This window comes from Bradyrhizobium sp. AZCC 2262, assembly GCF_036924535.1.
Lineage (GTDB): Bacteria > Pseudomonadota > Alphaproteobacteria > Rhizobiales > Xanthobacteraceae > Bradyrhizobium.
Genome location: NZ_JAZHRT010000001.1, coordinates 5,623,183 through 5,643,536 on the forward strand (window position 1 = coordinate 5,623,183; position 20,354 = coordinate 5,643,536).

Annotated in this window: 21 protein-coding genes and 1 pseudogene; 9 read left to right on the top strand and 13 right to left on the bottom strand. The window is 63.4% G+C overall.

The features are described 5' to 3' along the window. Positions 1-4 precede the first annotated feature (4 nt). The 4 genes from V1283_RS26395 to V1283_RS26410 all read right to left on the bottom strand — a co-directional run bounded on the left by V1283_RS26395 (position 5) and on the right by V1283_RS26410 (position 3,421). Positions 5-670, bottom strand: a complete 666-nt coding sequence (locus V1283_RS26395; protein ID WP_334389481.1) for a glycine-rich domain-containing protein — start codon at positions 668-670, stop codon at positions 5-7. A 75-nt stretch (positions 671-745) separates the two neighbouring features. Beyond that, the gene (locus V1283_RS26400; RefSeq protein WP_334389482.1) at positions 746-1,303 is read right to left on the bottom strand and encodes a hypothetical protein; all 558 of its coding nucleotides are present in this window, start codon (positions 1,301-1,303) and stop codon (positions 746-748) included. Between the two features lie 251 nt (positions 1,304-1,554). Then, positions 1,555-1,761 carry a DUF4170 domain-containing protein gene (locus V1283_RS26405; protein WP_212033207.1) on the bottom strand — a complete coding sequence of 69 codons (207 nt, stop codon included), beginning with the start codon at positions 1,759-1,761 and terminating at the stop codon, positions 1,555-1,557. A gap of 22 nt (positions 1,762-1,783) precedes the next feature. Next, positions 1,784-3,421, bottom strand: a complete 1,638-nt coding sequence (locus V1283_RS26410) for an isocitrate lyase (protein ID WP_334389485.1) — start codon at positions 3,419-3,421, stop codon at positions 1,784-1,786. A 181-nt stretch (positions 3,422-3,602) separates the two neighbouring features. Here V1283_RS26410 and V1283_RS26415 point away from each other — a divergent pair. From V1283_RS26415 to V1283_RS26425, 3 genes and pseudogenes are all read left to right on the top strand, one after another. After that, positions 3,603-5,049: pseudogene (locus tag V1283_RS26415) on the top strand (helix-turn-helix domain-containing protein). Between the two features lie 941 nt (positions 5,050-5,990). After that, on the top strand, positions 5,991-6,245 hold the full coding sequence (locus V1283_RS26420) for a hypothetical protein (RefSeq protein WP_334389486.1): 255 nt from the start codon (positions 5,991-5,993) through the stop codon (positions 6,243-6,245). A gap of 258 nt (positions 6,246-6,503) precedes the next feature. Next, positions 6,504-6,779 carry a hypothetical protein gene (locus tag V1283_RS26425; protein ID WP_334389487.1) on the top strand — a complete coding sequence of 92 codons (276 nt, stop codon included), beginning with the start codon at positions 6,504-6,506 and terminating at the stop codon, positions 6,777-6,779. Positions 6,780-6,915: 136 nt separating this feature from the next. Here V1283_RS26425 and V1283_RS26430 read toward each other — a convergent pair whose 3' ends face one another. Then, positions 6,916-7,329, bottom strand: coding sequence for a VOC family protein (locus V1283_RS26430; RefSeq protein ID WP_334389489.1), 414 nt, complete (start codon positions 7,327-7,329; stop codon positions 6,916-6,918). A 103-nt stretch (positions 7,330-7,432) separates the two neighbouring features. Between V1283_RS26430 and V1283_RS26435 the strand changes: the two genes are divergently transcribed. Further along, positions 7,433-8,128 carry a class I SAM-dependent methyltransferase gene (locus tag V1283_RS26435; protein ID WP_334389490.1) on the top strand — a complete coding sequence of 232 codons (696 nt, stop codon included), beginning with the start codon at positions 7,433-7,435 and terminating at the stop codon, positions 8,126-8,128. A gap of 77 nt (positions 8,129-8,205) precedes the next feature. Here V1283_RS26435 and V1283_RS26440 read toward each other — a convergent pair whose 3' ends face one another. From V1283_RS26440 to V1283_RS26455, 4 genes are all read right to left on the bottom strand, one after another. Then, complete coding sequence (locus V1283_RS26440; protein WP_334389491.1) at positions 8,206-8,775, bottom strand: DinB family protein; 570 nt, start codon at positions 8,773-8,775, stop codon at positions 8,206-8,208. 242 nt (positions 8,776-9,017) lie between these two features. Beyond that, the gene (locus tag V1283_RS26445) at positions 9,018-11,279 is read right to left on the bottom strand and encodes a xanthine dehydrogenase family protein molybdopterin-binding subunit (protein WP_334389492.1); all 2,262 of its coding nucleotides are present in this window, start codon (positions 11,277-11,279) and stop codon (positions 9,018-9,020) included. A 16-nt stretch (positions 11,280-11,295) separates the two neighbouring features. Then, on the bottom strand, positions 11,296-11,787 hold the full coding sequence (locus V1283_RS26450) for a (2Fe-2S)-binding protein (protein ID WP_334389493.1): 492 nt from the start codon (positions 11,785-11,787) through the stop codon (positions 11,296-11,298). A gap of 16 nt (positions 11,788-11,803) precedes the next feature. Continuing rightward, positions 11,804-12,676 carry an FAD binding domain-containing protein gene (locus V1283_RS26455; RefSeq protein ID WP_334389494.1) on the bottom strand — a complete coding sequence of 291 codons (873 nt, stop codon included), beginning with the start codon at positions 12,674-12,676 and terminating at the stop codon, positions 11,804-11,806. Positions 12,677-13,007: 331 nt separating this feature from the next. Here V1283_RS26455 and V1283_RS26460 point away from each other — a divergent pair, with 331 nt between their 5' ends. Both V1283_RS26460 and V1283_RS26465 read left to right on the top strand, forming a co-directional pair. Then, complete coding sequence (locus V1283_RS26460) at positions 13,008-14,372, top strand: lytic murein transglycosylase (protein WP_334389496.1); 1,365 nt, start codon at positions 13,008-13,010, stop codon at positions 14,370-14,372. A 250-nt stretch (positions 14,373-14,622) separates the two neighbouring features. Further along, positions 14,623-15,126 carry a DUF1993 domain-containing protein gene (locus tag V1283_RS26465; protein ID WP_334393176.1) on the top strand — a complete coding sequence of 168 codons (504 nt, stop codon included), beginning with the start codon at positions 14,623-14,625 and terminating at the stop codon, positions 15,124-15,126. Positions 15,127-15,129: 3 nt separating this feature from the next. On the opposite strand, the gene V1283_RS26470 is transcribed toward V1283_RS26465, so the two are convergent. Next, entirely contained in the window at positions 15,130-15,675 is a 546-nt protein-coding gene (locus V1283_RS26470; RefSeq protein ID WP_334389497.1) for an HD domain-containing protein, read from the bottom strand. 129 nt (positions 15,676-15,804) lie between these two features. Next, positions 15,805-16,245 carry a hypothetical protein gene (locus V1283_RS26475; protein ID WP_334389499.1) on the bottom strand — a complete coding sequence of 147 codons (441 nt, stop codon included), beginning with the start codon at positions 16,243-16,245 and terminating at the stop codon, positions 15,805-15,807. A gap of 378 nt (positions 16,246-16,623) precedes the next feature. Here V1283_RS26475 and V1283_RS26480 point away from each other — a divergent pair, with 378 nt between their 5' ends. Then, positions 16,624-17,013: a RidA family protein gene (locus V1283_RS26480; RefSeq protein ID WP_334389500.1), complete on the top strand. Its 390-nt coding sequence runs from the start codon at positions 16,624-16,626 to the stop codon at positions 17,011-17,013. A gap of 101 nt (positions 17,014-17,114) precedes the next feature. On the opposite strand, the gene V1283_RS26485 is transcribed toward V1283_RS26480, so the two are convergent. Continuing rightward, positions 17,115-17,660 carry a DUF2380 domain-containing protein gene (locus V1283_RS26485; RefSeq protein WP_334389501.1) on the bottom strand — a complete coding sequence of 182 codons (546 nt, stop codon included), beginning with the start codon at positions 17,658-17,660 and terminating at the stop codon, positions 17,115-17,117. 233 nt (positions 17,661-17,893) lie between these two features. Here V1283_RS26485 and V1283_RS26490 point away from each other — a divergent pair, with 233 nt between their 5' ends. Both V1283_RS26490 and V1283_RS26495 read left to right on the top strand, forming a co-directional pair. Continuing rightward, on the top strand, positions 17,894-18,661 hold the full coding sequence (locus V1283_RS26490; protein WP_334389502.1) for an SDR family NAD(P)-dependent oxidoreductase: 768 nt from the start codon (positions 17,894-17,896) through the stop codon (positions 18,659-18,661). A gap of 9 nt (positions 18,662-18,670) precedes the next feature. After that, the gene (locus tag V1283_RS26495; protein ID WP_334389503.1) at positions 18,671-19,843 is read left to right on the top strand and encodes a cytochrome P450; all 1,173 of its coding nucleotides are present in this window, start codon (positions 18,671-18,673) and stop codon (positions 19,841-19,843) included. Positions 19,844-19,859: 16 nt separating this feature from the next. Here V1283_RS26495 and V1283_RS26500 read toward each other — a convergent pair whose 3' ends face one another. Further along, on the bottom strand, positions 19,860-20,273 hold the full coding sequence (locus tag V1283_RS26500; RefSeq protein ID WP_334389504.1) for a hypothetical protein: 414 nt from the start codon (positions 20,271-20,273) through the stop codon (positions 19,860-19,862). Between the last annotated feature and the right edge of the window lie 81 nt (positions 20,274-20,354).

Here is a 20,354-nt window from a genome sequence, read left to right on the forward strand (position 1 = left end):
ATCCTCAATCCCCGCCGCCGCAGCCGCCGCCCCCGTCGCCACCACCACCGTCGCCGCCGCCATCACCGCTTGCGTCGCTGCCGGTGTCACCAAACCCGTCCGAACTGCCGTCGAACGATGTATCTGCGAAATCGCCGCCGCAATACGACGCCCCGCTGCCGTTCTTGCGCAGCGCTTCACAGTCGGGGTGATAGACGAACCCGTTTGCGATATTGAGCTTGCTGTCGAGCGCAAACAACAGCGGCAGGCGTGTCGGCCGGACCGGATCGATGTTCTCGTATTTGCAGCAATACCACCAGACACGGCGCAGGCCCTCGTTGCTCTTGCGGTGCTCGCTGAGGACGACGGCGGGGGTGTGGTGGAGGAAGCCGCCGAAGGCGCGGCGGCAGAACGCGTCGTAATCGCGCGTGTACAGGATGAATTCGTGCCAGAGATCGTCGGCGACCTGCGAGGGCATCGAGATGTGGCGCTTGCCGCTCATCAGGTAGGCGAGGAAAAATTGCCGCAAGCCCCGCGAGACCAGCGCGCTGTCCTTGCGCGCAAAGCCAGGGTGATGTTTCTCCAACCGCTCGAGCAGCCCGCGCGGCCAGCGGAAGGTGCGGATGAATTCGGCCCGGCGCAGCGTGCGCCACTTGCCGTACAGCCATGAAGTTCCGAACAGCGCGGCCACGAGCAGGATGACGAACGGTACCGGCGAAGTTGACGCTGCCACAATGCCCCCGAATGCCCGAACCGCCGACCTGGGCTAGAGATTCTTCAGGCTCGCATACAGCGCCAATCCGAACAGCGCCACCGCGCCCAGCAGGAAGCCGAGCACGAACAAGCCGAAGCCGCGGCGGCGTGGCTTTTTCTCCACGGCCGGCTCGGCGGCCACCGGCGTTGCCACCATCGCATGCTCGCGCTCGATCATGCGGCGCGCGACATAGCCGGTGACGGCATCGACGATGACGGGCACGTCATGCGACTCGGCGATCACGATGCGGCCGAAGCGCGTATCCTGCACGAAGCGATAGATGCGCTTGTCGCGCCCCATCACCACATGCGCCACCACGTCGATCCACAGCCGCGGCGTCTCGCCCTGGCTGACGCCGCGATCGAACAGGTCGACCTGCTCGGGCACCTGGGCGAACAGCGGATCGAGCGCTTCGTTCAGAATCTCGAGCCGGGCGACCTCGGCATCGCGCAGCTCGACCACAACGCCGGTGCGGTCGGCAGCCTCGATGCGGGCCTGGCGGAGCGCGTCGCGCAGCCGCGTCGGTCGCGTGTGGCGGGCCTGGTTGCCGGTGTTTTGCGCGTCTGCCATCGTAAGCCGCCTTTATCCTGAGAGGTGGGCCCGGTTAACCTATCAGTAACTACCTCGCGCGCAATGGCTGTTTATTTGCAATGGGTTAGCGATCCACCGGGTTCTGAGGCTGCGGCGGGAGCCCCTCACCCCGCCCAGCTTCGCTCATCTCGACCCCGTGAAGGACGGGGAGAGGGAGACCCCCGAACGCAAACGGCCCCACCCGGTTTTCCGGATGGGGCCGCCTGTCCTTGGGCTTCCTCAGTTTTTTATCAGGCCGAGACGCGGGAGGGCTCTTCGACGATCGAAAAGCGCACGCCGGCCTTGTGGCGGTTCTCCTCAGAGACCGCGCGCCAGGCATCCTCGGCCTCCTTGCGGGTCTTGAAGGGTCCCTGCACCTGGGCCGAGCCTTCCACGAGCTTGTGGAAGTTCATCGATCCGAACTCGCCGCCAATCACCCAGAAATTGCTCTTCGTCATGACTAGTCTCCTGCTGTTTCCGTTAGCCGAACTGGTTCATCGTGTTGTGGGCGCCGCCCGCCTTCAGCGCGGCTTCACCGGCGAAATATTCCTTGTGCTCGTCGCCGATATCGGAGCCCGCCATGTTCTGGTGCTTTGCGCAGGCGATGCCCTGACGGATCTCCTGGCGCTGAACATTCTTCACATAGCCCAGCATGCCCTGGTCGCCGAAATACTCCTTCGCGAGATTATCCGTCGACAGCGCCGCCGTGTGATAGGTCGGCAACGTGATCAGATGGTGGAAGATGCCGGCGCGCTTCGCTGAATCGGCCTGAAAAGTGCGGATGCGCTCGTCGGCTTCAATGGCCAGCGGCGTATCGTCGTATTCCACCTTCATCAGGTCGGCGCGGTTGTACTTGCTGACATCCTTGCCGGCTTCCTTCATCGCGTCGTACACCTGCCAACGGAAGTTGAGCGTCCAGTTGAACGAGGGCGAGTTGTTGTAGGCCAGCTTCGCGTTCGGAATGACCTCGCGAATGCGGTCGACCATCTTGGCGATCTGCTCGATATGCGGCTTCTCGGTCTCGATCCACAGCAGGTCGGCGCCGTTCTGCAGCGAGGTGATGCTGTCGAGCACGCAGCGATCTTCGCCCGTTCCGGCACGGAACTGGTAGAGGTTGCTGGCAAGCCGCTTCGGACGCATCATCTTGCCGTTGCGATTGATGATGACATCGCCGTTCCTTGCGTTGTCGGCGGTGATTTCCTCGCAATCCAGGAAGCTGTTGTACTGGTCGCCGAGGTCGCCGGGCTTGTGGCTGACGGCGATCTGCTGCGTCAGGCCTGCGCCGAGCGAGTCGGTGCGGGTCACGACGACGCCGTCTTCGACGCCCAGTTCAAGGAATGCATGGCGGCAGGCGCGGATCTTCGCGAGGAAGACCTCGTGCGGCACCGTCACCTTGCCGTCCTGATGGCCGCACTGCTTTTCGTCGGAGACCTGATTCTCGATCTGCAGGGCGCAGGCACCCGCTTCGATCATCTTCTTCGCGAGCAGGTAGGTCGCCTCGGCGTTACCAAAGCCGGCGTCGATGTCGGCGATGACGGGCACGACATGCGTCTGGAAGTTGTCGACCTTTTCGATCAGTTCCTTTTCCTTCGCCTTGTCGCCTGCCTTGCGGGCGGCGTCGATGGCGCGGAAGATGTCGTTGAGCTCACGGGAGTCCGCCTGACGGAGGAAGGTGTACAACTCTTCGATCAGCGCCGGCACCGAGGTCTTCTCGTGCATCGACTGGTCGGGCAGCGGCCCGAACTCGGAGCGAAGTGCGGCGATCATCCAGCCCGAGAGATACAGATAGCGGCGATCGGTCTTGCCAAAGTGCTTCTTGACCGAAATCAGCTTCTGCTGCGCGATGAAGCCATGCCAGCAACCGAGCGACTGGGTGTACTTGGTGGGATCGGCGTCATAGGCCGCCATATCGGCGCGCATCAGCGCCGCGGTGTAGCGGGCGATGTCCAGGCCGGTCTTGAAGCGGTTCTGCAGGCGCATGCGCGCCACGGCTTCGGCGGTGACACCGTTCCAGGTCGGCTGGGTCTCGAGGAGCGCCTTGGCGGCGCCGATCTCGCTCGCATAGGAAGCGGGTCCCTGGATAGCCTTATCGCTGATGCCGCGCGGCTGGTAGTTCATGATCTTGATCCCTTCAATCGACATTCTTGACAGTGCATTGCGAAACGTCCTGAGAGCTAAACGCCAAAATCTCAATTTCGCATAGACTGCTTGATTTCGAATGGTGATGTCATGTAACATATAAACTTGTCATAGATGTCATCTTGTAAATTTTGTCACAAATCAGGTCAAGGAACCTGCCATGGCCGCCGACTCCGGAAAGAAACTCTTCGTCGGCCCCCGCTTCCGGCGGATCCGCCAGCAGCTCGGGCTGTCACAGACCCAGATCGCCGAAGGGCTGGGCATTTCTCCGAGCTATATCAACCTGATAGAGCGGAACCAGCGCCCGGTGACGGCGCAGATATTGCTGCGGCTGGCCGAGACCTATGACCTCGATTTGCGCGACCTCGCGACCGCCGACGAGGACCGGTTCTTTGCCGAGCTGAACGAAATCTTCTCCGATCCGCTGTTTCGACAGATTGACCTGCCGAAGCAGGAACTGCGCGACCTCGCCGAACTCTGCCCCGGCGTGACTCATTCCCTGCAACGGCTCTACGCCGCCTATACCGAGGCCCGCCGCGGCGAGACCCTTGTGGCGGCGCAAATGGCCGACCGCGACGAGGGCGCCCGCTTCGAGGCCAACCCGATCGAGCGCGTGCGTGACCTGATCGAGGCCAACCGCAACTATTTTCCGGAACTCGAGCAGGCCGCGGAGAATTTGCGCGATGAACTCAACATCTCCGCGGAGGAACTGTTCGCCGCACTTTCGGCGCGCTTGCGCGAAAAGCATTCGATCGTCACCCGCATCATGCCGGTCGACGTGATGCGCGAGACGCTGCGGCGGTTCGACCGTCATCGCCGGCAATTGCTGATCTCCGAACTGGTCGACGGATCGGGCCGCGCCTTCCAGCTCGCGATGCAGATGGGCCTGGCCGAATCCGGCGCCAGCATCGACGCCATCGTCAATCGCGCCGGCCCGCTCGACGATACGCCGCGGCGGCTTTATCGGATTACGCTCGCGAATTACTTCGCCGCCGCCGTGATGATGCCCTACCAGCCGTTCCACACCGCTGCGGAAAATCTGAACTACGACGTCCACGTGCTGGCGCAACGCTTCAACGCCGGCTTCGAGCAGGTGTGCCATCGCCTCACCACGCTGCAGCGGCCGAACGCGCGCGGCGTGCCGTTCTTCCTGCTGCGTGTCGACAATGCCGGCAACGTCTCGAAACGGTTTTCCTCCGGCACGTTTCCGTTCTCGAAATTCGGCGGCACCTGCCCGCTGTGGAACGTGCACTCGACCTTCGACACGCCGGACCGTCTGCTCAAGCAGGTGATCGAACTGCCCGACGGCACGCGCTATTTCTCGATCGCGCAGATGGTGCGCCGCCCGGTGGCCCCGCACCGCGCAGCCGCAGCCGCGCTTTGCCATTGGTCTCGGCTGCGAAATCCGCCACGCGGCAAAACTCGTCTATGCCGCCGGGATGGACCTGGAGAAGGCGGAGGGCACGCCGATCGGCGTCAACTGCCGGCTTTGCGAACGCGAAAACTGCAGCCAGCGCGCCGAGCCGCCGATCACGCGGACGCTGATTTTGGACGAGAACACGCGGCGGGTGAGCTCGTTCGCGTTTTCGAATGCAAGGGAGTTGTGAGGGCCACGCTCTCTCAACACGTCGTCCCCGCGAACGCGGGGACCCATACGCCGCGGCCGTTGTTGTTGAAACGCGATGCAACGATGAGCGAGCAAAATACTGCTTCCTGTGGTTATGGGTCCCTGCTTTCGCAGGGACGACGGATAGATATGGCTTCGCATCCTCGCGGCGCGATGCGCCCGAGTTGTGCTCTCATCTCTGCCCCTCAAAAATCAGAGGGCGCAGGGAAGGCCGGGTGCTGGCTGGCACCCGCGGTCTCGTGTGCAACAAGCGCAAAGAAAACGCACACGAGCATACAGGTATCAGCCGGGGCATCCGGCCTTCCCTGCGCAATGGTTTGACGGCTTATGCCGCGCTCTCCCTGGAGACGAATTCGTCTTGCCTCCATCGCCGGCGAATTGGCGGCTCGCATCGCCCGCTTGAGCTTTGCAAACCTCCGCCGACTTGACACCAGCCACGGGTGCCGGGACCACACGGTTTTGCCGTACGCAACTGCGCCGTTCGTCTGACACGCTGGAGATCGCTCACGGGAAACCCGCCCTGCGATCCGCATCACGCGCCGGCGCTTTCGCGTCCACCGCATCCCCGACCCAACGTCCATGACGATCGCGATACGCCCCTCTTGCGGGCCGGGATGGCGGGAGTTGTAGGACTGATTTGGGTCTCGCGCGAAGGCGATTCTTTTTTCGCGCAGGACTGGACCGGGCAAATCAGGTTGAAAGGATTGAGAAACTTTTTGTTTTGGCGCAACGGCCGCCGGGTGGGCGGCTTTCATTCTTCGAGACGCGGCGAAGACGCCGCTCCTCAGGATGAGGTCTGGCATTTCGGCGCGAAGATGAAGATCTGTTCGTCAGCATTGCATCGCGCTGCGCCATCGGGAAAAAGTGGAACCATCGCCGCGGGCGCAGCGTTGCTTGGATCACCTGCAAGAGGAGAGACCAATGCTGAAGACATTGATTACCGTTTCGACCGTGCTGCTCGCCACCGCGGCGTTTGCGCAGACCGGCACGAAGTCTCCGGGGTCCTCGGAAGCCGCCCCAGGACAGAAGATGCAGAAGGCCAAGACATCGACCGCGCCGGGTGCGTCGGAATACGCGCCCGGACATCAGAAGAAATCGGCGAAGGCCCCGGGCCATTCGGGAAGCGCACCGGGTCATCAGACGACGACCGGAATGGCTACGAAGAAGAAATACTAGTTCTCCAACGCGCGGCCCGGCATCGACACCGGGCCGTTTTGCGTGCGCGCAGGTTCACTCTTTCTACAGGTCTCCAGCGTCATTGACGCAGTGCGATGCATCAATGGACCTCCCTCACGGAAAAGCCACTTCTGTGTCCCGCTGGTGACGATCACATTTAAAACGTGGGTATTCCGCAATTTTGCGATGGAACGGCCAAGCCGATTCGCTAGTTTTGTAAGCAGCGATTCCCAGACCTCGCGGATGGATGCAGGACCGATGTTGCGACGTGTCAAGCTGATGAACCCGTTCGAAATCGTCCAGGACCGGATTGCGCCGGAGCGGCCGCAGCCCGCCGAGCTCAAGGTGATCAATCGCGCCGGCCGTTCCACGCCGGTCTGCGCCGCCTGCGGTTCCGACGACATCATCTGCCATGCCACGGCGCAGTGGAGCAACGAGGCGCAGGAATGGCAGCTCGCCAATACCTTCAACCAGCCGGCGCACTGTAATACCTGCAACCACGACGGCAATTTGGTGTGGCTGACGCTGAATTAGGGCGTAGCGGTAAGAATGTAGCCCGCATGAGCGCAAGCGATATGCGGGACCGGTGAATCCCGGATATCGCTTCCGCCTACGCTCGTTGAGCTACGGCGGACAAGTCGCTCATCCGGGCTACGGTTTTTGCCCCCCGTCAAATCTCCGCATACACTTCCAGCAGGTTCCCATCGGGATCCCTGAAGAACAGCGTGCGATGGCCGAAGGGCTGGTTGGTCGGCGGTTCGAGCAGATCGACGCCCTGCCGGACCAGCTCGTCGGCGCAGCGATCGACGTCATCAACCGCAACCTTGAACGCGAGTTGCAGCGAAGCGCTCCCTGTGGGCGTCGGCGCATCCTTCGCCGTCCGGCCCGGCCGCGACAGCGCGAGCGTGTTGCCGCCGATCTGATACTCGATCCATCCGGCCGATAGCTCGCGCGTCAGCGGAAAGCGAAGGATGCCTTCATAGAAGCGCCGCATCGCCGCCATGTCGCGCACGAGGATGACGGTGTAGTCGATGGCGCGGATGGACTGGAAGGGTGAAGTGGTGGGTGGGTTCTGGTTGCTCATGATTGCTTTCATATTCGGCATGCAGCAGTAGCCCGCGTGAGCCAAGAGCGGACATCGGTGATATTGATCCGGCAACAACATGCATCCCGGAGGTGTGATCGCTGTGCCCGAACCGACGGACTATGACACCATCGCCGAACGTTATGCCGAAAAAATCGATGAACGGCCCTGGAATGCGCTTTACGAGCGGCCAACGACATTGGCGCTTCTGCCAGAGGTCACCGAGATAGATGTTCTTGACGCCGGTTGCGGTCACGGCTGGTACGCCGAGTGGCTCGTGCGTCACGGCGCCCGCGTGGTTGCGGTCGATCGCAGTGCGGCCATGGTTGCCCTTGCGCAAAACCGCGTGGCCGGCCGCGCCCGCGTGATACAGGGTGACATCAGCGATTTGCGAAGCGTTCTCGCCGACGAAACGTTTGATCTCGTGCTGTCCTCGCTCGTGCTGCATTACCAGGCGGACCTCTTGGCCGTCTTCGCCGAATGCGCGCGGTTGCTTCGGCCATCCGGCACGCTCGTGTTTTCGACCCATCATCCCGTTCAGGATGAGGTCAGCATTCTCGATCCCGGCTATTTGAATGCCGAATTGATCGAAGAGAAATGGGGATGGCTCGGAAGCAAAATGCGCTACTACCGAAGACCGCTACGCGATCTGACCGAGCCGCTCAGGGATGCCGGGTTTGTCATTGAACGATTGTGCGAGCCGACGCCGGGCGAGGAACTGAAGCTGAGAGACCCAAAGGGGTATGATCGGCTATGCCGGCTGCCGGCGTTCATCTTCGTGCGCGCGAGGAAGGGGTAGTAGCCCGCATGAGCGCAGCAATATGCGGGGAACGATGAGGTCCCGGATATCGCTTCGCTCATCCGGGCTACGCCTGCTCACGCCCCAGCGTCCGAGCTCCAAATCCCCTCTTCCGTCCACCCAAGCACCACGAACTCCGCCGCCCGCAACGGCGCCTCACCTACCGCGAAGAACTCGTCGAGTTGCGGCGGGCTCACTGACGTGCCCGAGAGCATGCTGTGGGCCTGCCCGCGGTGGTGCACGTCGTGCTGGAACAGGTGCAGCAGCAGCCGGTCCATCCGCTCGCGCTGGATGGAGGTGCCGCGATGCACGGAGACGATGCGCTGCAGTCCGCCGCCGTCGAGCGTTTCGACGACCTTGAGCAAACGGCGGTCGACCGCGGCCTGGGCTTCCTTCAGCACGACAACCGTCGCACAGGGCTCCTGATCCGCAAAGGCCGCTGGCCCCAGCGTGCCGCCTTCCATCGCGTCGACGTAAAAATGGTCGATGATCAGGATGTGGTTGAGCGTGGCGCGCAGGCTCGGAAAGAAGCCGGTTCGTTTTGCGGTGAATTCGTCCGGTGAAAGCCCGAGACAGGCGGTGAGCAGCCGGTGGTTTGCCCAGGCGTTGTTGTACGCCATCGTGCGGTAGGGAAGCACATCATTCATTTGCGTTGCCGATCAGTAGCCCGCATGAGCGCAGCGATATGCGGGAACGATAACGAAGGTCCCGGATATCGCTTCCGCCTTCGCTCGTTGAGCTACGGCGGACAAGCCGCTCATCCGGGCTACGCATGTTTATCGTAGCGTCATTGCGAGCGAAGCGAAGCAATCCATAGTGCCGCTTGCGGACAGATGGATTGCTTCGTCGCTTCGCTCCTCGCAATGACGGCTTGGCGATATCGTCGCGCCTACTCCGCCGCCTCTCGCGTCGGCGCTTCCAGCACCTCCAGCACCTTCGGCGGCGACATCGGCAGCGCGTAGAAGCGTTTTCCGAGCGCGTTGTAGATGGCGTTAGCCACCGCCGCCATCACGGGCACCAGCGGCACTTCGCCGACGCCCTTGACGCCTTGCGGGTGTTTCGGGTTCGGCACCTCGACCATGATGCAGTCGAGCATCGGCAGGTCCGAACAAACGGGCATGCGGTAGTCGAGGAAGCCGGGGTTATCGACCTTGCCTTCCCGCGTGTAGATGTATTCCTCGTTCAGCGCCCAGCCGATGCCTTGGGCGACGCCGCCCTGGAGCTGGCCTTCGACATAGCCGGGGTGAATGGCGCGGCCGACATCCTGCACGGCGGTGTAGCGGATGACGCGCGCGATGCCGAGATCGACGTCGACCTCGACGTCGCAGACATGCGTGCCAAAACCGCCGTCCGCGCCCGTGGTGTTGAGCTGGACGCCGGCGCCGATCGGACCGCCCATCGCGGGCGCCTTCTCGGCGAGTTCTTCCAGCGTCAGCGGTTCGAACTGGCCGGCGTTCGGGCTCACCGGGTGCGCCGCGCCGTTCTCCCACTTCACCGCCTCGGGATCGATCTCCCAGATTTTTGCCGCGCGCTCGCGCAGCGTCTGGATGATCTTGTCGGTCGACTGCGTCACCACCATCGAGGAGGCGAACAGCACGCGGCTGCCGCCGGTGAGATTCGAGAAGCCAATCGTCTGCGTGTCGCCGATGATGACGGAGACGCGGCGGTAGTCGATGCCAAGCAATTCGGCGCAGATGTTGGCGATGCCCGCGCGCGAACCGCCAATGTCGGGATGGCCGGTCGTGACGACGACGTTGCCGTCTTCCGTGATGTTGACCTGCGCGGAGGATTCACCGCCGGCGTTGAACCAGAATCCGGACGCGACGCCCCTGCCCTGAAGCTTGCCGAGCGGAGCCTTGTAGTGATCGGAGTTCTTTGCGGCTTCCAGCGTCTCGATATAGCCGATGCGCGGGAAAATCGGGCCGTGCGCGGCTTTCGTTCCTTCCTTCGCGGCGTTCTTCAGGCGGAAGTCGAGCGGGTCCATCTTCAAGGCTTCGGCGACTTCGTCGAGCACGCACTCGACGGCATAGGCGCCGATCGGCGCGCCCGGCGCGCGATAGGCTGCGACCTTGGAGCGGTTGGAGCAGACGTCAAAACCCTCGGAGAGCAGGTTCGGGATGTCGTAGGGCGTGAAGCTGCAGCCGGCTGCGCCGCGGATCGGCGAGCCCGGGAAGGCGCCGGCCTGCAGATAGAAGGTGCCATGCGCGGCGACGATCTTGCCGTCTTTCGTCGCGCCGATCTTCACCGTGCTCTTCGAGCCCGAGGTGGGGCCGGTCGCGCGCATCACTTCCTCGCGCGTCATCACCATCTTCACCGGGCGGCCGGATTTTTTCGCCAGCAAAGTCGCGAGCGGTTCGAGATAGACGATGGTCTTGCCGCCAAAACCGCCGCCGATCTCGGCGGGGATGGCGCGGATGTCGCTCTGCGGGATGCCGGTGAGATGGGCCGTCATCGCGCGCACCATGAACTGGCCCTGGCTGGAGCTCCAGATCGTGGTCTTGCCGTCAGGCGCCACCGAAATCAGGCAGGCATGCGGTTCGATATAGCCCTGGTGAACGGGACGCGTGGTGAAGGTGCGCTCGATGACGACATCGGCCTTCTCAAAACCTTCGGCGAGGTCGCCCTTCTTGTGCTCGATGCGGCCGGCGATGTTGGAAGGCTTGCCTTCGAACTTGTTGAACTCGTGCAGGATGGGTGCATCGGGCCTGATCGCATCGTCGATCTCGATCGACCACGGCAGCACCTCGTAATCGACCTCGATCAGGCTGCAGGCCTCAGTTGCGATCGCCTCCGTGGTCGCGGCCACGGCGGCGATGGGGTGGCCGGGGAACAGCGCCTTGTCGCGCGCCATCACGTTGCGACACATCCAGCGCATGTCCTGGATGCCGAGCATGACGGCGCCCTTGTCGATCGGGAAATCGACGATGTCGCGCGCGGTGACGACGGCTTTTACGCCCGCTAGTTTTTCCGCCTTCGAGGTGTCGATCGATTTGATGCGCGCATGCGGATGCGGGCTGCGCAAAACCTTGCCCCAGATCATGCCGGGCATGGTGGTGTCGGCGGCGAACTGGGCGCGGCCGGTGACCTTGTCCATGCCGTCGGGACGGATGGTGCGCTGGCCGATCCATTTGTTGTTGGTGACGAGATTCATTGGACTGCTCCAGCTTTTATTGGGCGCGCATTTCTTGATTTTGAAGTTCCTGGGCGGTTTCCATCACCGCGCGGACGATCTTGTCATAGCCGGTGCACCGGCAGAGATTGCCGGCGAGCCAGAAGCGGACTTCCTCCTCGCTCGGGTCAGGATTTTTCTTCAGCAGCGCGTCGGAGGCGACCAGCATGCCCGAGGTGCAGATGCCGCATTGAAGCGCTGCCATTTCCAGGAATTTTTGCTGCAAGGGATGCAGCTTTTCGCCGTTCGCCATTCCCTCGATGGTGCGGATTTCGTGGTCTTGCGATTCGACCGCGAGCATCAGGCAGGAGCAGATCAGGCGATCGTCGAGCGTAATCGAGCAGGCGCCGCAATCGCCGGAGGCGCAGCCCTCCTTGGAGCCGGTAAGATTCAAGGTTCCGCGCAAGGCGTCGAGCATGGTGTCGCCGGGCTCGCAAAGGAACTCCATCGGCTCGCCGTTGATCGTGGTGGTGACGTGAACTTTGGCCATGAACTACTTTCCGATCTTAATTTTTCTGAGTCGCGCGTTGGGCGGCGATCGCGGCCGTGCGCTTGAGCAGCACGCCGGCCACCTTGGTGCGATAGGCGATGGTGCCGCGCTTGTCGTCGATCGGACGGCAGGCGGCGGAGCATGCAGCGGCGGCCTTTGCCAGCGCGGCGTCGTCGAGTTTTGAGCCGATCAGCGCCTTTGCGGCGTCCTCGACCAGCAGCACGGTCGGCGCCACTGCGCCGAGGCCGACGCGGGCGGCGGTGACGGTGCCGTCCTTGATCGTCAGGCTGACGCCGACGCCAACGACGGCGATGTCCATTTCGGTGCGCGGGATCATGCGCAAATACGCATCACTCGATCCGGGTGGACGCGGAGGCAGCGCAAAACTGACGAGGATCTCGCCGGGTTTCAGATTGATGCGGCCGGGACCGGCGGGGACGTCCTCCACCTTGATCTCGCGGCGGCCGTTCGGGCCCTGCACGGTGACGATGGCGCCGGCGGCGACCATCGCGGGCACGCTGTCGCCGGCGGGCGAACCGTTGCAGAGATTGCCGCCCGCGGATGCCCGGCCCTGCACCTGCTTGGAACCGATCAGGTTCACGGCCTCCAGCACGCCGGGCCAGATCTTGCCGAAATGAGCATGGTCGTGGAGCGCCATGCCGGAAACCGCGGCGCCGATGCGAAAGCCGCCATCGGCGGTCTGCTCGATGGCCGTCATCTCGGGGATTTTCTTGATATCGACGATCACGCCGGGCTTGAGCACGCCGGACCGCATCTGCACCAGCAGATCAGTTCCGCCGGCCAGGATGCGCGCGGCACTGCCGGCTTTCGCAAATACGCCGATCGCTTCGTCAAGCGAGGTGGGCGCCAGGTATCGGAGTTCCGTCATGGTCTTCCGCGATCTCCCATTTTGTCTGCCCGCCCCATATGGGCGATGGCCTTATATTGGCCCGGCAGCGCGGCAAGCCTACACGGGGATGAACGGTTGGAACAGCCTGCGAGATCAGGTTGATACGGCAGGCTCCTATGCGCGCGACGGGACTTGCGGGCCGGATTGCTCCGAGGCGGGACCTTGTAGCCCGCATGAGCGCCAGCGATATGCGGGGGCGCTGGTCCCGCATATCGCTCCGCTCATGCGGGCTACGAGACCGGCCCGTTGGCTAATCCGCCTCGGACAGTCTAAAATCCGGCATTCGGATTCACGATTGCCGGGGACATTGATGCCGCTTTTCAGACTCCTTGTTAGTGCCGCGGCGTCGCTGTTCCTTTCCTCCCTCGCCATCGCCCAACCAGCCCCCGCTCCCGTCCGCCCAGCCCGGCCGGCCGCTGCGGCGCCGAGGCCGGCGGTCGCGCCGGTGCCAGGGCAGCAGCCGGTCGCCGCTCCGCGCGCGCCCCGTGCGGCGGCCTGTCACAACGGCATGCCGTTCGACCGATTCCTTGCGGATCTGAAACAGCAGGCGCTGGCGGACGGCGTGTCGCAGCGCGCGCTCACTGAGGCCGCGCCCTACCTCGTCTACGACCAGGGCATCGTCAACCGCGACCGCGGCCAGCGCGTGTTCGGCCAGGTCTTCACCGAATTCGCACGGAACAGGGCGTCCGAAGGTGCTGCAAAAAATGCGCAGGCGCGAATCCGGATGCATGCGGCGGCGTTCAACCGTGCCGAGAAGGAATATGGCGTGCCGCCGGCCGTGATCGCCGCGTTCTGGGGGCTGGAGAGCAGTTTTGGCGCCGAGTTGGGCAAGCTGCATACGCTGCCGTCGCTGGTGTCGCTGGCCTATGACTGCCGCCGCTCGGAGATGTTCCAGAAGGAAACCATCGCCGCCCTGAAGATCATCGACCGCGGCGATCTCACGGCTTCCGAGATGATCGGCTCATGGGCCGGCGAGCTCGGCCAGACGCAGTTCCTGCCGACGCATTATTTCAACTATGCGGTGGACTATGACGGCGACGGCCATCGCAATTTGCTGAGCAGTGCGCCCGACGTGATCGGCTCGACCGCGAACTACATCGCCACCGGCTTGAAGTGGCGGCGAGGCGAGCCGTGGCTGCAGGAAGTCCGCGCGCCGCAAAATTTCCCGTGGGAGCAGGCCGACCTCACCATCAAACTGCCGCGCGCAAAATTCGCGCAGCTCGGCGTCACCTATCCCGATGGCCGGCCGCTTCCGAACGACGACTTGCCGGCCTCGCTGTTGCTGCCGATGGGACGCACCGGACCAGCGTTTCTGGCGTACGCGAATTTCACCGTCTATACCGAGTGGAACAACTCGCTGATCTATTCGACCACCGCGGGCTATCTCGCGAGCCGCATCGCCGGCGCCGCGCCGATGCGGCAACCATCCGCGCCGGTGGCGCAGCTGCCGCTCAACGAGCTGAAGGAGCTGCAGCAGCTTCTGGCGCGCGCGGGCTTCAATGTCGGCAAGGTCGACGGCGTGATGGGTCAGTTGAGCCGCACGGCGGTGAAGGCGATGCAGGTGAAATACGGATTGCCGGCGGATTCCTGGCCGACGGCGGAGCTATTGGCGCGGATGCGCGGGCCCAGCGCACAGGCGCAGCCCGCCGGCATGGTGATGCCGGCGGCGCGGTAGGCACCGTCATTCCCCGCGAAGGCGGGGAATCCAGTACGCCGCGGCTTTTCGGTTCAGTCACTGACGTCTCTGGAATACTGGATCACCCGCCCCTGTGCGCAATTGCGCACAAGGCGGGCGATGACAGCTAGGGGAATAATTGACTGCGATCGGCAGACAGCGAGCGTTGTATTTTCCCTCTCCCCTCCCCATGTCGCAAAACACCTCATCCTCCTTGAGGCGTTATTCCACATCACGAAAAGAGCATCACATGTCTTTCCACGACTTAACCGTGCCGGCCTTCCTGCAGATTCTCGGCAGCCTTTCCGGCGTGCTCACCAAGGCGGAAGCGCATTGCAAGGCGAAGAACATCCAGCCGGAAGTGCTGCTCAATGCGCGGCTTTACCCGGACATGTATCCACTGACGCGGCAGATCCAGACCGCCTGCGACTTCGCCGCGAAAACCTGCGCGCGCCTCACCGGCAGCGAGGTGCCCTCCACGCCGGACACCGAAAAGAGTTTTGAGGAGCTGCAGCAGCGGATCGCGAAAGTGACCGACTACGTGAAGTCGTTCAAGCCGGCGCAGTTCGACGGCGGCGATACGCGCGACGTGACTTTCCCGATCGGCCCCAGCAACACCATGACGATGAAGGGAGCGCAATATCTCGTCAGCTTCGCCTTCCCGAATTTCTATTTCCACGCCGCCACCGCCCACGGCATTTTGCGCCACAACGGCGTGGAGATCGGCAAGCGGGATTTTCTCGGGGTGAGGTAATCGTCAGCGCAACGAAGCCAGTTCGCGCGCAAGGTTCTCGCGGGCCTGCCGGTCATATCTCGCGGCAAAGACTGCATCGGGAAAGATGACCGGCCGTGCGGCGAACCGGCCGAGCACTTTGGCGCTGCCGGCGCGATAGTCGGCCTCCGGCACATGGATGAACTCCTGCCGGATCGCCGCGGCGTAAGCATCATATCGCGCGGGCTCCACGCCGAGGATGCTGAGGTCGATCGAGATCAGGATGGCGCCGAGGCGATCATCGGGCTGCACGTCATGCGTCTGTGTCAGACGGATGAGGCGGCCGACTTCCTGACGGAGGTCCTCGCGAACGTGCTGTTCGGCCAAATGCGCGCCGAGCTCTTCATTATCAGAACGAGTCGCGTCGTAGACGACATCGTGCCACCAGATCGCCTCGGACAGAATTTCGCGCTCGGCCGCCGAAAGATTGTCGACGCGCGCGAGCGCACCGAGGCAGTCTTCGATATGCGTGAGGTTGTGATAGTGGCGGCCCGGCGCAGTGTAGGCGGCAACCAACTCTTCGCGGTTCATCGCCAGGCTCCGCCTCCCTGCCGTAGCGCGTAGGGTGGGCAAAGCGAAGCGTGCCCACCCTTTTGATCAGCGTCCGAGATGGTGGGCACGGCGCTTCGCACCTTTGCCCACCCTACGAAACTACGTCTCCTACCGCATCGTGATCGCGAGGCCGCTGAGATCCGCGTTCGCCATCAATCCGACCTGGTGGCCGGTCAATTCCAGCACCGCGCCCTTCTGGTTGGTTAGCACGATCGCGCGCGCGCCGCGGCCGACCGCAAGGCCCGCGCCGGCCGCGCCGTAAACGCCGGCGACATCGGAGGGGCGCCAGATATTGCTCACCCGGCCGCGCAGAATGGTCTTCGAGCCGCCGAACACCAGGCCGTAATCGAGCCCGCCGGTCGACAGCGGATAGCGGCGCCCGTGGAAGTTCAGAACGCCGCCGCCACCGGATCCGCCGATGATCCATCCCGCCTTGTAGATCGTGAGTTGCACGAAACCTTCGTCGGCACGTACGGCGGAGGACAGCGTGACGCCGGTCAGGCCCGCAAGCGCAAGCACGGTGGCGCGAATGGCGGATGGCATTTTCATGGATCGTATCTCCGGAGGTCTTGCAAATCGGAACGTGTCGGGCGGGCTGCGTAGTGCAGATTGAGTCGCAACTATCGGATTGTAATCGATCGACGCAAGGGGCAAAATGTATTCGACGCTTTACGCGCTACACGGCGCACGCCATTCCGCGCCGTGTATCCGACACAATTTCATCACGATTGCACGAACAAAAAACGCCGACCTGTGAACTGCATTACTGCGACGGTGCGCGTGTCACGCTATTTCGTGACGGGCGAATTTTACTGACAGGCGGGACCTTCAAAGCTATCGGCGGGTCGTAAGCCCGGCGCCGCTGCCTTTCCAGCGAGGCAGCGGCGCGTTAGGCTCAAAACACCGAACCGTTCATGAAGGTGTCCCATGGCCCCGATCCAGCATTTTGCGCCGCCCGCCGGCATCAAGTCCCCACCGCTCTCGTTCGCCGCGCGCACCGGCGACCTGCTGTTCATCTCGGGCATTCCAGGTTTTGACGACAAGGGGGCGCTGGCGGATGGTTTTGAGGCGCAGTTCGGCTTCGTCGTCGCCAACATCAAGCGCGTGCTCGGCGAGGCAGGCGGCACGTTTCGCAATCTCGTCAAGGTCAATGTGCTGCTGACGCGCGCCTCCGACGTCGCCACGATGAACGTATTGTATGCGTCGGCGTTCGGGCCGGCGCCCTACCCCGCCCGCACCACCTGCGTGGTGCAGGCGCTGCCCGATCCGAAGATGCTGATCGAGATCGAAGCTGTTGCATCACTGGCGAAGGCGTAGGATTGGCGAGAGCGTCATCGCCGATCTTGCGTCATCGGTGGGTTACGGCTTCCGCCTTCGCTCTCCGAGCTACGGCGGACAAGTCGGCTTGCTCTGCCCTATCACGGCTTCGGCATCGTTTCCTTCAGCTGATCGCCGACGAAATTGGCGGCATGGCGATAGGCGGCATCGTTGTCGCCGCGAAACGTCACCGTTCGCCGCATCAGCAATTTCTCGGCTTCGAGATCGAGCAACTGGATCTCGCCCCATTGCACCAGCGTGCTCATCTTGCGGATGCCGCCATAGATCACCAGCCGGGCGCCGGCCTTCCGCGCGGCGGCGATGAACACATCCTGCGACATGCTGGTGGCGGTGCAGGGGTGATCGGGGCATTCGATCGGCACCACGCGATAATCGCCCTGCGCCGCCAGGTTATCGCGCAGCAATTTTGCAAACGACGCCACGCGCGCGAGATGCGCCGCGCTCTGGTCCGTGACTTCTCCGGAGGTGTCGAAATAATCGAAATCCGCAACCGCCACCGCGATCGGCGCGGCGGCCGCCGATGCGCCGGAATGAAACGACAGCGCGGCGACCACGCACAGCATCAGCACGGCCATCGCGCCGTTGCGCGGGCTTAACGCGCGCCAGGGGGTTGCTGCTCGCATCATGCTTCGTCTCCTTGAACCGGGGCGTTGGCATCACCCCACTGCCGCCGGGGCGAACCATAACAGGGTGCGAGGGTTTCGCTAAGCCGCTTCAACCCGCCTCCCGCCATGCCCACCTTCCTTGTTTCGAGGTGGGCACGCTTGCGCTTTACCCACCCTGCGAAACCGTCTTGACCACCTTGTACAAGCGGGCACGCTTGCTATCCTCCGCCAAAACCAAAAGCAGAGGAACGCGCATGCCCCTTCTCCAGAATCATATCGCGGTCGTCACCGGCGCAGGCTCCGGCATCGGGCGCGCCATCGCGATCGGCTACGCCCGCGAAGGTGCGCGCGTCGTTCTGCTCGACAGGGACGAGAAGGCGGCGGCTGAGGCAGCGAAGGAAATCCGCGACGCCGGCGGCAAGGCCGACAGCTTTGCGCTCGACGTCGCGAACCGCGAAAACTGCGTCGCGATGGCAACGCAGATCGCCGACAAGGTCGGCCAGGTCTCGATCCTGGTCAACAATGCCGGCATTGTCCGCCGCAACGGCATGCTGGGCGAGGCGGAGGCCGTGATCAACGACTGGGAAGACATCATCGCGATCAACCTCACGGGTGTCTTCAATGTGACGCATGCGTTCCTCGCAGCCCTGCGCGCCAGCAAGGGGCGCATCGTCAATATCGGCTCGATCCAGTCCTTCGTGCATGTGCGCACGCCGAGTTCGCCGGCCTACACCGCCTCCAAGCACGGCGTGCTCGGCTTCACCAAGGCGCTCGCCGCCGAACTCGGCAAGGAAGGCGTCCGCGTCAACGCGATCGGCCCGGGTTTTATCGCGACGCCGCTGAACGCCAATGCCCGCGCCAACAATCCGGACCTGGTGAAGACATTCATGGATCACACCCCGCTGGGGCGCGCCGGCACCGCGGAAGACATCGTCGGCCCCGCGATCTTCCTGGCGTCCGATCTTTCGGCCTACGTCTCCGGATCGATCGTGATGGTCGACGGCGGCTATCGGGCGGTGTGAGCGCGCATCATGTCCAACGCCCCGCATTTCGACATCGACGTCCCCTCGTTCTGGGCCGATCCCTACCCCGCACTGGCGAGGATGCGGAAGGAGGCGCCGATCGCGTTCGTGCCGCAGTTCGGCTCCACCGTGTTCACCCGCCGCGACGACATCTTCACCCAGGAGAAGCGCATCGACGTGTTCTCCTCGCACCAGCCGAACGGGCTGATGAACGTACTGATGGGCCATAACATGATGCGCAAGGATGGCGACGCGCACATGACGGAGCGGCAGGCGATGTTTCCCGCGGTGTCGCCGCGCACGGTGCGCGACACCTGGGTCAGGCAGTTCCAGGCGCACGCCGACCGCATCCTCGACGAGCTGGCGCCGCAAGGCGAAGCCGATCTCTGCAAGGCGCTGGCGCTGCCGCTGTCGGCCGAATGCCTGAAGGACGTCACCGGGCTCACCAACATGCGCTACCAGGACATGGACGCGTGGTCGCAGGCGATGATTGACGGCATCGCCAACTACACCGGCAACAAGGAGGTCGAGGCGCGCTGCCATGCGGCGACATCAGGCATCGATGCCGCGATCGACGACATGATTCCGGTGGTGAAGCAACACCCGAACACCTCGATCCTCAGCGTGCTGCTGGCTTCGGGCCAACCAATCGAAAGCATCCGCGCCAACATCAAGCTTGCGATCTCCGGCGGGCAGAACGAGCCGCGCGATGCAATTGCCGGCGCGACATGGGCGTTGCTGACGCATCCCGGGCAGCTCGCGCTGGTGCGCGAAGGAAAAGCAAAGTGGATCGACGTGTTCGAGGAGTATGCGCGCTGGATCGCGCCGATCCAGATGTCGCCGCGCCGCGTCGCCAAGCCGTGGACGTATGGCGGCATCGATTTCGAGCCGGAAGACCGCGTGTTCTTCATGTTCGGCTCGGCCAATCGCGACGAGGCCTGCTTCGCCGAGCCGGACCGGTTCGATATCACCCGCAACACCCAGAAGAGCATCGCCTTCGGCGCCGGCCCGCATTACTGCGCCGGCGCGTTCGCCTCCCGCGCCATGGTGGCCGACGTCGCCCTGCCGAGCCTGTTCGCCCGGCTGAAAGGCCTGAGGCTGGACGAGCGCGAACCGGTGCGGATCCGCGGCTGGGCGTTTCGCGGGTTGCTCAATCTGCCGGTGCAGTGGGACGCAGGCTGATCGTTGCAGCGAGCTTCTACTGGCGCGGACATTCCCGGTAGCGGAACGTGTCGATGATCGTGCTGCCTGGGATCGCATGAAATTCCAGCGTATCCATGTAGTGATTGTCGAGAACATACTTGCGCAGTTTGGCGTTGTAGGCACTCAGCATCCGCTGCGTGGAGCCGGCATTGATATTGCGTTGGCGGTCGTGGCCGGCGTGGAACAACAGCGTGGCGCTGCGCTCGACGCAGACATTGCGCAAGCCGAGAAACAGCGTGCAGTTCGACTGGCAGTGACCCTTGATGCGAAACAGTTCGCCGCTGGAATTGGCGCGCTCGATCTCCGGCTGGAAATCCTTGTACCAGCCGCCCTTACCATATCTTTCCGAGGTGGCGGCAAAGGACGTGGAGGAGATCAGGACGAATGCAAGAACGGCGAGAGCTCGCATGGCCACCTGCCCGGTTCATCTTTGTACGAGGGAAACTAGCAGCGATCGGCGAAGGCGTCACCGGGCGATCAACAGCAATGC